The organism is Mesorhizobium sp. B1-1-8 (genome assembly GCF_006442795.2).
GTDB lineage: Bacteria > Pseudomonadota > Alphaproteobacteria > Rhizobiales > Rhizobiaceae > Mesorhizobium.
Map to the genome: position 1 here is coordinate 150,127 of NZ_CP083957.1, position 13,509 is coordinate 163,635.

Below are 13,509 nucleotides of genomic sequence, written 5' to 3' on the forward strand. Positions count from 1 at the left end.
CCAGCTTCGTGTTGGCGAGCCGTCAGAGCTGTGAAAGTCGGGGACTGTCGCATCTCTAAATTGCTCAAGTGTCGCATCTCTATATAGCCCCTACATCGGATGTTGCAACCAAGTTCGGATGTCGCGTCGCCGGCAAAGTAGAAATGTCGCAACACGGGGCCGCCGGCTGCGACGTCAGCGCCCGATCGGGCGACAGCTGGTCGGGGTTGCGCAGCCCGATCGGGTGCGATCCAATAGATCTCCGTCGGCTTTAGCTTTGAGAGCCGCGTGCCCCCCTTCGAGCTAAAAGCCGGCTTCCGTTGTCGGTTGAGCCTTCCGGTTGATTGGAAACTCCTCCAGCACTGCGAGGACATCCGCAATACGATGCCTATCGCTCTGTGTGAGTGTCAGATCGACTTTGACGGCCTGGCTCTCGACCTTCGCTGCGGGCATTCTGGCAAGTGCCTGCTCACGCCGCACGACGACCGCGGGGTCCTTTGTGAAATCCGTCTTCTTGCCGGGCTTGCGGCCACGCTTCATATAGCCATTGCTCTGGCTGCCGTCGGGAATGCCGAACATGTGGTTCGTCTGCCCGGTGCGCCGCGGCCCGCGCTGGCTGCGATGAAGCTCCCGGCCAGCCTGCATCTGGGCGACCAGGTCCAGGGCGGCATCAAGTCGCTTGTTCTCAACCACTTCAGATCGGTGAACCGAGCGCAGCTTGTCGAAGGTCCTGTAGGGCAGGGCAATGCCCTCGTGGGTGACCTCGAGACGACCATCGGGGTAGTCGCACACGACCACCTTCTTGCCGGCGAGGCGCTTCGCTGTATCGGTCGGATCGAGGATGAACAGCACTTTGTCGTAGCGCAGCGTCAAAGCCTGCGACAGCGTGCGGACCTCCTTGCGGCACATGGCGCCGTCCAAGTTCTCATGCTCGGCGAGGGGCCGATGCATATCCTTCGGATTGCGTGGTTCCTTGCCAAAGCGAGCGTTGAAGTCGGCCATGAACTCCGGCGCAAAAGTGTTGGCCGCCTCGATCGTGCTGATGCCACGCAAGCGCAGTTCCTTCACAAGCCGGTCCTGCAGCGTCTGATTGGCGCGCTCGACCCGACCCTTGGCCTGTGGGGTGTTGGCGCAGATGATGTCGATGTTGAGCTCATAGAGCGCGCGGCCAAACTGCGTGAGGCCGCTGGTGCGATCCTTCTCCGAACCATGGGTCGTCCGAAAGATGCCGTGCTTGTCGCTATAGAAGGCCAACGGCTTGCCCCATTCCCGCATATACGCCTTGGCCGCGTGAAAGTAGTCGAACGTGTTCTCGGAGCCGGCAAAGCGCAGATGCAGAAGCTTGCCGGTCGCATCGTCGATGAAGACGAGCAGGGCGCACTTTGGGCCACGACTCTCGAACCACCAGTGATGCGAGCCGTCGATCTGCACCATCTCGCCCAAGCAGTCGCGCCGCCCGCGCGGCTGATGCAGCCGCCGCTTCCGCTCACGGCGCGACGTCCAGATTCCAGCCTCCGTCATCCATTTGCGCAGCGTCTCCTTGCTGACCGCGAACTGATGCCGTTCAATCAGCTTCTCGCGAGCAAACGTTGGGCCGAAGTCGACGTAGTGTTCACGGATCAGCTCCAGCGCGAAGTCGCGAACGCCATCAACGATGCGACTGTTGGAACGCCGGCCACGCGCCTTGTGCCGGAGAGCCGCACCGCCATCCGCCTGGAACGTCTTCAACAGCCGTTGGACCTGACGAACTGACACGTCGAGCAGGCTTGCCGCTGCAACAGTCGTCATTCGCCGCTCAATGACCTTCGACAGGACCTCGATGCGGTGCAGCTCGCGTTCGCTCATCAAAACCAGTCCCAATCTGCAATCTCCCGCGCTCTCGAACGCGGGCAGATTGGCAAGGCAGGAGCGACATTCCTACTTTGCCAGATCCGGACATTTTAACTTAGCTGCTACATCGGAAAGTCGCATAATATCAGTTATGGAACTGTCTTTTATACAATAATATCAGAACGTTAGCTTCCCGAAGGATCCCTGGCCGTCGAGACCAGATAATGCGCGTCGCGCCCGGTCCGCTGTGCTTGGTCGCAAAGGTAAACAGTCAGGTGCGCGAGAACACCGCGCCCCCCGATTCCCGCGAGATTAACTTTTAGGACAGGCGGCCCCGTCTGCGGCCCAGCGACGGATGAGTTCGCCGAAAACCGCTTGGGTGCCCGGAACAGGTTGTCGCCCCGCGCCAGGCACCGCAGTGTCCCAAGTTGCGCGCCCGCATCTCTTTCGGCCTATCCACCAAGCTCGCGAGAAACGGGAACAAATAATCAAAAGCACGCGGAATTTTAGCCGGAACGCACATGGTTCTTCCTCGTTTTTGGCTCTGAGGGAACCATGAAACGGAGAGAGAGAGAACGATGAAAAGGCTTTTGTTACCCGCTATAACAGGCGCTCTTGTTGCCCTGTCTGGCGCAGCTTTTGCCGACACTCCCGTATCCGCCGCTACAAACCTTAACGTTCGCGCCGGTCCGGGGTCGCAGTATCCGGTCATCGGCGTGCTGCGGGCGGGCCAGACGGCCACACTGAACGGCTGCCTGCAAAACTCGAAATGGTGCACCATCGCCGAGGCCGGTGGTCAAGGCTGGATCGATTCCGACTACGTCACCGCAGAATTCGGGGGCAATCGGATGGTCTTAACCGAGCGGCCGGCCGATTCCGGCATCGCGGTTGTGAAACCTCCTCGCAATCAAGGCGGTAATGCCGGAGCCGTCGCCGGCGGCGCTACCGGAGCAATCGCCGGCGCTCTCATCGGAGGACCAGTTGGCGCTGCTGTGGGCGGCGCGGCGGGGATCGTCGGAGGCGGCGCAGCCGGTACCATGATCAATCCGCCGGAACAGGTGCGCACTTACATCAGTGCGCATCGGGTCAAGCCTGTTTACCTTAAAGGCAAGGTTGTGACCGGCGCGACCCTGCCTGAGACGGTAGCCCTACAGAAGATCCCGAACTACCGGTACCGATATGTCTATGTGAACAACCGACCGGTGCTGGTTGAGCCATCGACGCGCCGCATCGTTTACGTGGAACGTTGAAAGTGCCAATCGGCAATGAATACCGACCGTCGGGCGAGTTGTCCGGCGGTCAAGCCGAAGCGGGCTGTTGACCGCAACACAATTGGCCGGCTGTAGATCTTGACGGCACTGGACGCAGCGCTCAGCGAGGAGCCGCGCTCCGGGCGGAGCGCGCAGCGGGCCACCGCCTGCTCCAGCCCGCCGCTGGCCGCAGTCGCTGGACGCTGGACGACGACAGTTCTCCACAGACCCAGCTCTTGCATGTCAGAAAAAGATACTATATTTTCTGACGCATGAAAATGGTCACCGCCTCTGTTCCCGACCGGGTGATGAAGCGTGTCCGCGCCAGCGGACGCGGCAGCATCTTCACGCCCAGCGACTTCCTCACCGTCGCGGCACGCCCGGCTGTCGATCAAGCCCTCTCCCGGCTGGTTAAAGGCGGGCAGCTCCGCCGGCTCGCGCGCGGGCTTTACGATTTCCCTAAGCTGCATCCGAAGCTCGGGCCGTTGTCGCCTTCTCCGGACGATGTCGCCCACGCTCTTGCTCGGGAGACCGGTTCGCAGGTGCAGATTGCCGGGGCACGGGCAGCCAACGCGCTCGGTCTCTCGACGCAGCTTCCTGCTCAAAGCATCTATCTCACCGACGGCCCGTCGCGGCGTGTCGTCCTGGGCAAGCGTGTCGTCGATGTTCGCCACGCCTCGCCCAAGCATCTGATCGCACCGGGCAGCCCCGCCGGTACGGTGGTGCAGGCGCTTCGTCATGTCGGCCCCGTTCGGGCGGCTGACGTCGCGCACGTCGCCGCGCGTCGGCTTTCCGCCAACGACAAGAAGACGCTGGCCTCAACCGCCGTTCAGGCGCCTGCCTGGATGCGGCCTACGCTCGTCTCGATCGCCAACGCTGCAGCGGCCGATATCGATGGATAAGGTCGCTCTTCTCCCCGCTGACGATCGCGCTGCCCTCTTCGGGGAGACGGGCGCCGGACGGGGCGTCGCCGAGACTATCATCGAAAAAGACTTCTGGGTCTGCTGGAGCCTGCGGCGCCTGTTCGGTCTGCCAAAAGGAGCGACGGCGAGCCTCGTCTTCAAGGGCGGCACCTCGCTCTCCAAGGCGTTCGGCGCTATCCGCCGCTTCTCCGAGGACATCGACCTTTCGTTCGATCGCGCCGAACTTGGATACACCGGCGATCGCGATCCCGAGAAGGAAGGGATCAGCAGGAAGCAGGCGGCGCGGCTGATCGACGATCTGGTCGGCGACGTCGAGCGCCACGTCGCCAAGCAATTGCTCCCGGCGCTCCACGCCGCGATCGTCGAACAACTTGGCGAACCGGCCAGCGGCGAATGGTCCTGGAGATCGACGCTAGCGACGCCCAAACGGTCAACTTCCATTATCCGACCGCGCTGCCTGCCGCAGAATATGAGGGCATGGCCTACATCACGCCGCGCGTGAAGTTCGAACTCGGCGCGCGCGGCGATCCCTGGCCGACCGAGGAGAAGATCATCCGCCCCTATGCGGCCGACGACTATCCCGCCTTCTTCGAAGAGCCCGATACCAGCGTGACTGTCCTGTCAGCTCGGCGCACCTTCTGGGAGAAGGCGACGGCGCTCCACGCGGAAGCGCATCGCCCAGCCGAGTCGCCGACGCCACAATACTTCTCGCGGCATTATTACGACCTCGCCATGCTCCTCGATACGCATGAGGGCCAAGCCGCCGCCGCCGACTTCGATCTGCTGGCTCAGGTCGCCAAACATAAGGCGACCTTCTTCCGTTCAGGCTGGGCCAGCTACGACACCGCTCGGCCAGGAACGCTGCGGCTCATGCCGGCCGATGAGCGTCTCAAAGACCTTCGCACCGACTACCGCGACATGGCTCCCATGATGTTCGACGACAAACCTTTACCGTTCGATGATGTGCTGGTCCGCATCAAAAAAGTGCAGGACGAGATCAACGCCTCGACTACATGAACAGGAACGAATAGCCGACACTGGCGCGTTTGGCCTTGCGGCGTATGCCGTGGCTCAGCAGGCGCAGGACCAGTTTCAGGACTAAGTCGATTGCCGCCATTCTGAAACGCACATCCGAATAGGCGAGCCTTCAGCCGCGCTGCCGCCATCCAGCTTTCTCATCCGGGAAGGGCTGCCGTAGATCTCGAATGGCCCGCGCTCGGAAGAGCCCTAGCGCGCCGCATGGCCGGCGGCTCTGCGCGTGGCCTGCTGTGGAGCTGCCCTGAATGGATGGCCGATGTCGAACGCATCCGGACGAATACCGCGTTCAATTTGGGTCCAGCTGACAGGATGGGCAATCGGAAAGCCCGGCCGCGCCCGTGGTGAGAAAGCACCGACGGCGGTGTTGCCGCGACCATTGCGAAGGTAGTCGACGAATATTCGGCCTTTTCGCGCCGACGGAGCGGCGGACAAAAGGTAGCGGTCGGGATCCGCATCGACAAGACATTGGGCGAGCGATCTCGCCAGGTGCCGAGCCTTGTCATGCGTCATCCTTGTCTCGAGCGGCGCCATCAAGTGAATGCCCTTCCCGCCTGTGACCTTGGGCCAGCTCTCCAGACCCGCGGCTCGCAAGATGTCGCGGAGCGCAAGGGCTGTATCGATCACCTCATCCCATTCGACCGCTTGGCCTGGGTCAAGGTCCAAAACAATGCGGTCGCAATGCTCAATGTCCTCCACCGTGGCGTTCCACGGATGCAACTCGACCGCGTCCATCTCGACCAGGCCCAGCAAACCGGCAAGGTCATCTACCCACACTCGCACGCCCTCGCCGCCTTCTCTCTTTTGCACGCGCAACTGGTGCACGGCGCAGGGGATATCGGGCAATGGTCCCTTATGGAAGAAGGTGGCGCCAAGGGTGTGGCGAACGAGCTTGAGCGGACGGCGAGCAAGATGCGGAAGCGCCTGATCGGCTACCGTCTCCCAATATCGGGCAAGCTCTTCCTTGGAGGGCGAGACAGCATCGGGCAGCAGCTGCAGAATGTTTTCGCGCGGGACGCCGTGGCCGACCGCGCTCTCCCGACGTCTTGAAGCCGCTGGCGGCTTGGCCGGGATGGTTGCGAGGTCTTCGCGCAATCCCTTGAACACGGCCTCGCGCAGTATGCCGCGATCCGTAACCCCGCTGAATTGCACTTCAGCCAAGGCGTCCGGCTTGACCCATGTCGCCTTCGGCTTCTTTATCGGCTCTGACAAAGGTGATTTGCTGATGATCAGCGGATCAAGGCGCTCTCGAAGCTCTTGTGCAGCCCGAGTGGTGTAGCCGCTCTGAGCCTTTCCGGCATAGAGCAGCCGGTCGCCCTCCCGGCGCCCAATGTAGAGTGATGCGACCCGGCGCGGGTGAGCGCCCAGTTTTTCGACGAAGGCGACGATGGGAAAAGTATCGCTCTTGATGCACTTGACCTTGAGCCAGGTCGTCTGGACCCCCGAGCGATAAGGAGCGTCGGCGCGCTTGCAGACGATCCCCTCGAGACCCATGCGGCAGGCATGTTCAAAAACATCCCTGCCGCTGGCCTCCAGATGCTCGGCATAGGTCAGTGTCGGCGCGGTGCCCTTCAGTAGCTTCTCGAGCCCAGCCTTGCGTTCGGCCAGCGGCAGGGCCCTAAAGTCCCGTCCGTTGAGGTATAGCAGATCGAACGCGTAGAGAATGAGCCTTGATGAGTTCGGGTTGCCCAACTCGCGTTCCAGGGCCTGGTAATCGGGCAGGCCGGTGTCTCCAAGCACGACAGCCTCCCCGTCGATGATCGCGTTCTTGACCGGCAGGGCCGCAGCCGCCTCGACAATCCTCCTGTAGCGGCGCGACCAGTCGTAGCCACGCCGGGTAAAGGCTCGCGCTGCGCCGCCCTCAATTATGAGTTCTGTGCGGTAGCCGTCATACTTTATCTCATGCAGCCACTCACGACCCTCGGGAGCCTTGTCGACCAGGGTTGGCGACTGAAATTCGACGAATGAAAGCGGCTGCGCGAGGTTCCCCATGCATTGATGCTCCGAACCGCGACTCAAGCCACGGCCCGGCAATGAGTTCCTCATATTTTAGTAAAATTGAATATTTTTCGCTGAAGCCCGGTCTCGCTGGGCGTGAGCAACTTGCGGGCCGAAATCAAACCAGACATGGGCGGCCGCGGCGGCATCGCTTTCAGGCTTGATCTGTCTGACGGCCCTTGGCGGCCAGATGCCTGTGCCGATCAAAAATTGCCAGTTTGGCCCCATAGGTCATGCGTATTCGCTCATGGCACCACTCGCACTCGAATGTTGTGATGCTCTTGACCCAGGAGCCCTTCCTGATCATCGAATTAAGGCACCGCAGGCATTGAAACGTCAAATCCTGGTCGAGCAGGCCGTGGGTTAAAGCCATTCCATCTCCTCCGAGATGAAAGGCCCTGCAAGACGAATGCCATCATTTTGTCCGCAAACGAGACAAGTCTCCAAGGTTGCATCCTGGGGGTCAGGTATTTGCAAAGCAAAAGGGCTGGACGATTGGCCCGGGTTCTTGTCGGCTTCTGCGGATCAAGAATCGGAGAAGCTTGGCGCCGGCCCAGGCGAATGGTCCGCCAGGCCATAGTTATGTTCGGTGGAACTAAAGAGACACGCTGGTGTTCATCGTGAAAGAACGGCGGGTTCGATCAAATGACTGGCGAAGACACGAGCTTTGGTTCGCTGAGCGAACTGACAGCACAGATCGTGGCTGCATATGTCAGCAGAAACCCGGTCCCTTCCTCCGCTTTGCCGGACCTGATCATCAGCGTCAACCTGTCGCTGTCGACCGCTCGAGAGTCGGCCACAAAAAACAAGGCGAAGCCCGTGCCGGCGGTCAACCCGAGAAAGTCGGTGACACCGGAATTCATCGTCTGCCTCGAAGATGGCAAGAAGTTCAAATCGTTGCGGCGCCATTTAGGCACAAGCCATGGCTTGTCACCCGATCAGTATAGAGCCAAATGGGGACTGGCGCGGGACTATCCCATGAGCGCCACAAACTACTCCGCGGCGCGCTCGGCCCTGGCAAAGTCAATGGGTCTCGGCAAAGCCGGGAACCCTAAGCGGGGCAAAGGCCAGGCTCGGCCGGGCGCAGAAAAAAACCGCTAGTCACCTGTCGGATCCGCGCCGACAACGAGCCACATCCTGCCTGCTGGTCGCGCCATCCACCAGCGTGTCGAGCCACAACAGCCGGGTCAGAGCTGTTTGTGTGAGCTCTCGCAGCTTGCGATGATCGGCAAGCAGCACCTGGCACGCGCCATGATTACAATCCCATCCATTTTTCGAAGCATGAAAGCATGAAAGGTCGTCGAAGTCAGTGAATGGTCGCCCGCCATGTTCCAAGACCTTGTAGCTAGCTTCAACGATCAAAGTGCCGTAGCCGGGCCGAGAACCCTGCCGAGACCAGATCCTGGCCTCTGGCGAACTCTCTTGCCGAGCCGAATAACCTACAGCAACGCCCTCTGCTTTCGGAGATGTCGTCGTGTTCACCGAGTTGCAGATAAAGAGCCTGTAGCATGTGCACGTCGAAACAGGCCTCACCAGGCGCGGCGACGGAAGAGCAAAGCTATCGTAATTGTCGGGCGCTGCGGTTGCAGATCAAAGGAAATCCGCTCGGGGGCGCTCCTCCGTGCCGAAAAAACCCGCTGGCAGAGCCAGCGGGCGAGTTGAGTCGGCAACCTGACTGCGCAGCAGAATGCTGGTGCGCAAGCAGATGCTAATGGAACCCATGCACAGATCTAATGTTCCACACCGTGCGGCGCGGCAATTGGCTTTGTGGCCGTAAGTTGCCATTCATGACCATTTTTTCCAGGCGTTCTGGTGGTCCGATCGCGATGCGCCCAGGGCCCGAAGCACCGACTCGACAGTCTGTTGTGTCACGTCGGGCCTAGCACCACGATCAAGGATGCCGCGCGTCACCTGCAGCCATATGCCCATCACGATGTCGACTGCCAGCTCAGCGTCCGGTATGGTCACGCGCTCTTGGATTATCGCGTGAGCGATATCCGCCTTGAGGTTCGTGCGGATACCCCGCGCGTACTCGGTGCGCGACTGAGAACTCTGGATAACCAGACGTGCCCAGTTCGAATCCGAGATCGCCTTTTCCAAGAACTTGGTGAAGGCGAAGGATAAGCGCTTGACGGGATCTTCTAGTGCGAGGCGCGCATCCTTCAGCACCGCGTCGAAGCTGTCCCCGAGTTTCTCTCCTACAGCCGCGGCCAGTTCGTCGATGCTCTGGAAGTGGTAGTAGAAGGTACCCTTCGCGACGCCGGCTGCCTCCACGACTGCATCGACCGTAACCGCCTCGCGAGGCCGTTCCGCCATCAGCATCGTCCCGGCATCCAAGATCAGCGTACGTGTTCTTTCTCGCTTCTCCCGTCCGATCTCCGCCCTGCGCGCCAAATCAACCTTTGCCATCCGTCCTGCCTTTTTTGCATTGCACCATTACGCAAATGTCATATTGACCAAATAGTCGATTTGACCTAATTGTGCAATATGAAAGTTGCTCAGCCAACCAAACCGGCCCCGGCTCCAGTTTTCGCAACACAAGCGTATCCGAACAATAAGGAATGGCATCAATGAATGTTCAGTCCCAGCACTTCAAGTCAGGGAGCCGGCCGCTGCCGTTCGAATGTATTGCCCTGGTGCTGCAAGGTGGCGGCGCGCTCGGCGCCTACCAAGCGGGAGTCTATGAAGCTCTTGCGGAAGCCGGCATTCATCCGGACTGGGTCGCCGGCGTGTCCATCGGTTCCATCAACGCGGCAATCATTGCCGGTAACGAGCCTTCCGAACGGGTCTCAAAGCTGCGTGCGTTCTGGCACGAGATTACGGCCAACCCCCTGCTCGACTGGGCTACCGCTGCAGGCACGCTCGCTCCCAAAGGCGACCTGCCCCGCGCGATCTTCAATCAGTTCAGTGCAGCCTGTGCGGCCATTGCTGGCGCGCCGGGTTTTTTCAGTCTCCGGCAACCTGCTCCCTGGCTCCGCCCAGGTGGAGCAATCGAGGGCACAAGTTTTTACGAAACCACTCACCTGAAGAGCACGCTTGAACGACTTGTCGACTTCGACCGGATCAACGCAGGCGGCATGCGTTTCAGCGCAGGCGCCGTAAACGTGTGCACGGGTAATTTCGTCTACTTCGACAATCAAACCCATACGATCCGTCCAGAGCACGTGATGGCCAGCGGCTCGCTTCCGCCAGGCTTCCCGGCCATTGAGATCGAGGGGGAATTCTACTGGGACGGCGGCCTCATCTCGAACACCCCGTTGCAATGGGTGGCCGAGAACGGGCCTCGGCAGGACACGCTCGCCTTCCAGGTGGACCTCTGGAGCGCCCAGGGTGATTTTCCTCGTAATCTTGCCGACGTGGCGACCAGGCAGAAGGAAATCCAGTATTCCAGCCGCACCCGCGCCAACACCGAGCAGTTCAAGCAGCACCAGCGGTCCCGGCACGCGCTTGCAGGCTTACTCGCAAAGCTTCCCGCCCACCTGCTCGGCAGCGATGAAGCCACCATGCTGAGCTCTCTTGCGGACCACAAGGTCTACAAATTGGTTCACCTGATCTACCGGTCCAGACAGTACGAGACGCACTCAAAGGATTTCGAGTTTTCGCGGCTGTCGATGGAGGACCATTGGCAAGCCGGCTACTTCGACGCGGCGCGCACGCTGCGTCAGCCAGAGGCACTAAGCAGACCGAACAATCTGGAGGGAGTCAGCACTTACGATCTCGCCCAGGACGGGCAGGAGTAGCCGCCGCGATGCGGCCGCACGACCGAGATCGCACTTCAATTCCCACCTAACTGGCTTCTCCTGAGGCAACCAGACCGCTTCATCAAGGAACTCCAACTATGAATCAAGACACTGTCCGGGAAACGGCGTTCGCCATGCCTCTGACCAATCCCGCCTATCCCCTCGGCCCATATCGTTTCCGAAATCGCGAGTATCTGATCATTACCTATCGGACGGATCCGAGGAAGTTGCGCGAGCTTGTGCCGGAACCGCTTGATGTGCCCGATCCGTTGGTGAAGTTCGAGTTCATACGCATGCCCGACTCGTCGGGGTTCGGCGACTACACGGAAAGTGGCCAGGTCATTCCTATTTCTTTTCGCGGCCGCCATGGCAGCTACACCCATTGCATGTTTCTTGACGATCACCCGCCGATCGCAGGTGGACGCGAACTGTGGGGTTTCCCAAAGAAGCTAGCCAGTCCCACGCTCCGCGTAGAGACCGACACTCTTGTGGGCACACTCGACTACGGCCCGGTCCGGGTCGCCACCGCAACCATGGGCTACAAGCACCGGGCTGCCGAACTCGCATCCGTAAGGGCCTCACTCAGCGAACCGAATTTCCTGCTCAAGATCATCCCCCATGTCGACGGCAGGCCACGTATCTGTGAACTGGTCGAATACCGCTTGGAAGATATCGATCTCAAAGAAGCCTGGCACGGCCCGGCATCGCTCGACCTTTGGCCGCACGCGCTGGCCCCCGTGGCAGAATTACCGGTCCTGGAGGTGGTATCGGCGATGCACATCATTGCCGATCTGACTCTGCCGCTCGGGACGGTCGTCCATGACTATCTGGCCGAGACGAAGCCCACCTATAACAAAGGAAAAACCCATGCGTTCGCTAAGTGAAACATCGTCGGTCAAGCAGGCCGGCGGCCGGCTTATGGACAAGGTCGCAATGATCACTGGAGCTGCGAGCGGCATCGGCAGGGAAATTGCACTCACCTTTGCCCGTGAGGGGGCAAAGGTGGTCATCGCAGATCTCGATCAGCAGGCGGCTCGAAGAACCGCGGCCGAGATCGATCCGACGGGCAAACGTGCGCTCGGAGTCGCGATGGACGTCGGCAATGAGGAGCAGGTCGAAATTGGCATGGGCCAAGCGATCCAGGCCTTCGGCCGATTGGACGTCCTAGTCAGCAACGCCGGTGTCCAGATTGTCGGCCCTCTCGTCGAATTCGAATTCGCAAAATGGAAGAAACTCCTTTCCATCCACCTCGATGGTGCCTTCCTGACCACCCGCGCCGCCTTACGGCAGATGTACAAGCAGAACAGCGGCAGCATCATCTACATGGGATCGGTACATTCCAAGGAAGCATCGCCGCTCAAAGCGCCTTATGTGACAGCCAAGCATGGCTTGATCGGCCTGGCTAAGGTCGTAGCGAAGGAGGGTGCCGACCGCGGCGTTCGTGCCAATGTGATTTGCCCCGGTTTCGTTCGCACCCCGCTGGTGGAAAAGCAGATACCGGAACAGGCCCGCGAGTTCGGGATATCTGAAGCGGAGGTCGTCAAAAACATCATGCTGAAGGAAACCGTCGACGGCCAGTTCACGACTGTGCAGGATGTGGCGGAGACGGCGTTGTTTCTCGCGGCCTTCCCCTCTAACGCTCTGACTGGCCAGTCGCTAGTGGTCAGCCATGGGTGGTCTATGCAGTAGCCTTGCAGGACACCGGCAAGCCAGGGGTCTACCGGGGCGGGTTGCGCAAAAGCGGGAGCACGCGCTTCGAATCGACCAATATGGCGCGCCGCGTATCGAGGGGCACCCGGCCACGCATGTAGTGAAGTTCTGGCCTGTAGCGCGGTGCTATGAAGTTCCTAACTGCCGAGAAACAGTTTTTGAGGAGGGATCGCGCTTTCATGGTCTATTTCCTTCTCTAAGCTGGTTTAGTTTCCGAATGGGTTGGCAGAGCCGGCAGCCATAGGTCGACCGAGGTACCCTGTCGGGGCGCGCTGGTAATCGAGAGTTCCCCCTGCAGACTTTTGATAAGCTGCCCGATCATCGCCAGAGAGAGGCCGTTTTCGTTGCTCTCCAGCGGGAGACTGGCGTCTTCCGATATCTTCGCTGCTGCTTCACTCCCACCGAGGCCGGTTTCAGTTACGGAAAGGTGGATCATCCGCTCTGACAAACCGATGTGGCTCGAGGGCGGAAACCCTAGTCCGGCAGCAATAGTGACATTGCCGCCATCTGGCATGGCATCATGTGCACCGAGAACGAGATTGAGGAGAGCAAGATCCACGAGTTGCCGATCGACAAATGCCAGCGGAAGATTGTCCGCGACCTCTATGGCTCGACAGATGTCGGTCGAGAGGACGCTGGCGAACGCGGTCTTGAACAGCTCGAGCGACCGGCGAATGTCTACTGGTTCGGGCATTACCGGCCGAGGGTGCGCAGGTCGAGAAGTTGCCGGGCAAGAGTCTTGGCACGAAACGCGCAAAAAATGGCGCCGTCGATCTTCCTGATCTGCCTGGAAGTGCCGGCGCGGCGCTCTTGCAACTCTTGAAGAATGGTGAGCACCGGTGTCAGAAGTTTGTCGAAGTCGTGGACAATAGACCAGAGAAGTCTGCGTGGTTCTTTTGCCCCGGTGGGTGCGCCTGACTCGTCGGGCCGGCAGTAACCGTACTGAGATGAGCTGTATTCCATCATACTTCTCTCTCTTGAACCCGTTCGGGATACTCTTCGGTGATGAGCGTTTTTATCCCGCGGGTAATTCAGCCTGCTATT

Annotated in this window: 10 protein-coding genes and 2 pseudogenes; 7 read left to right on the top strand and 5 right to left on the bottom strand. The window is 60.2% G+C overall.

Annotated features, from left to right (window positions below; genetic code table 11):
• Nucleotides 1-417: 417 nt before the first annotated feature.
• A pseudogene (locus FJ974_RS28410) lies at nucleotides 418-1,824 on the bottom strand (ISNCY family transposase); the annotation flags it as partial.
• Between the two features lie 563 nt (nucleotides 1,825-2,387).
• Here FJ974_RS28410 and FJ974_RS28420 point away from each other — a divergent pair.
• From FJ974_RS28420 to FJ974_RS28430, 3 genes and pseudogenes are all read left to right on the top strand, one after another.
• A complete protein-coding gene (locus tag FJ974_RS28420) occupies nucleotides 2,388-3,059 on the top strand; it encodes a DUF1236 domain-containing protein (protein ID WP_140532212.1) in 672 nt (223 codons plus the stop codon).
• Nucleotides 3,060-3,367: 308 nt separating this feature from the next.
• On the top strand, nucleotides 3,368-3,961 hold the full coding sequence (locus FJ974_RS28425; protein WP_140532400.1) for a DUF6088 family protein: 594 nt from the start codon (nucleotides 3,368-3,370) through the stop codon (nucleotides 3,959-3,961).
• Nucleotides 3,954-4,999, top strand: a pseudogene (locus tag FJ974_RS28430) (nucleotidyl transferase AbiEii/AbiGii toxin family protein). Before FJ974_RS28425 ends, FJ974_RS28430 begins: the two are co-directional and overlap by 8 nt.
• A 210-nt stretch (nucleotides 5,000-5,209) precedes the next feature.
• Here FJ974_RS28430 and ligD read toward each other — a convergent pair.
• Complete coding sequence (ligD, locus tag FJ974_RS28435) at nucleotides 5,210-7,009, bottom strand: DNA ligase D (protein WP_140532214.1); 1,800 nt, start codon at nucleotides 7,007-7,009, stop codon at nucleotides 5,210-5,212.
• Between the two features lie 651 nt (nucleotides 7,010-7,660).
• On the opposite strand from ligD, the gene FJ974_RS28440 reads away from it, so the two are divergent.
• The gene (locus FJ974_RS28440; protein WP_140532216.1) at nucleotides 7,661-8,116 is read left to right on the top strand and encodes a MucR family transcriptional regulator; all 456 of its coding nucleotides are present in this window, start codon (nucleotides 7,661-7,663) and stop codon (nucleotides 8,114-8,116) included.
• Nucleotides 8,117-8,800: 684 nt separating this feature from the next.
• Here the strand turns inward: FJ974_RS28440 and FJ974_RS28445 are convergent.
• Nucleotides 8,801-9,424, bottom strand: coding sequence for a TetR/AcrR family transcriptional regulator (locus tag FJ974_RS28445; RefSeq protein WP_140532218.1), 624 nt, complete (start codon nucleotides 9,422-9,424; stop codon nucleotides 8,801-8,803).
• A gap of 161 nt (nucleotides 9,425-9,585) precedes the next feature.
• On the opposite strand from FJ974_RS28445, the gene FJ974_RS28450 reads away from it, so the two are divergent.
• The 3 genes from FJ974_RS28450 (at nucleotide 9,586) to FJ974_RS28460 (ending at nucleotide 12,444) form a co-directional block, all read left to right on the top strand.
• Nucleotides 9,586-10,755 (top strand): patatin-like phospholipase family protein, encoded by a 1,170-nt coding sequence (locus tag FJ974_RS28450; RefSeq protein ID WP_140532220.1) that lies wholly within the window; start codon nucleotides 9,586-9,588, stop codon nucleotides 10,753-10,755.
• 98 nt (nucleotides 10,756-10,853) lie between these two features.
• Nucleotides 10,854-11,639 carry an acetoacetate decarboxylase gene (locus tag FJ974_RS28455; protein ID WP_140532222.1) on the top strand — a complete coding sequence of 262 codons (786 nt, stop codon included), beginning with the start codon at nucleotides 10,854-10,856 and terminating at the stop codon, nucleotides 11,637-11,639.
• Nucleotides 11,623-12,444 (top strand): 3-hydroxybutyrate dehydrogenase, encoded by an 822-nt coding sequence (locus FJ974_RS28460; protein WP_140532224.1) that lies wholly within the window; start codon nucleotides 11,623-11,625, stop codon nucleotides 12,442-12,444. Before FJ974_RS28455 ends, FJ974_RS28460 begins: the two co-directional genes overlap by 17 nt.
• Before the next feature lie 217 nt (nucleotides 12,445-12,661).
• Here the strand turns inward: FJ974_RS28460 and FJ974_RS28465 are convergent, their stop codons facing one another.
• Together FJ974_RS28465 and FJ974_RS28470 are read right to left on the bottom strand one after the other, a co-directional pair.
• Complete coding sequence (locus tag FJ974_RS28465; protein ID WP_140532226.1) at nucleotides 12,662-13,159, bottom strand: ATP-binding protein; 498 nt, start codon at nucleotides 13,157-13,159, stop codon at nucleotides 12,662-12,664.
• Nucleotides 13,159-13,431 carry a hypothetical protein gene (locus tag FJ974_RS28470; protein WP_140532228.1) on the bottom strand — a complete coding sequence of 91 codons (273 nt, stop codon included), beginning with the start codon at nucleotides 13,429-13,431 and terminating at the stop codon, nucleotides 13,159-13,161. The genes FJ974_RS28465 and FJ974_RS28470 overlap by 1 nt, the downstream gene beginning before the upstream one ends.
• Nucleotides 13,432-13,509 lie beyond the last annotated feature (78 nt).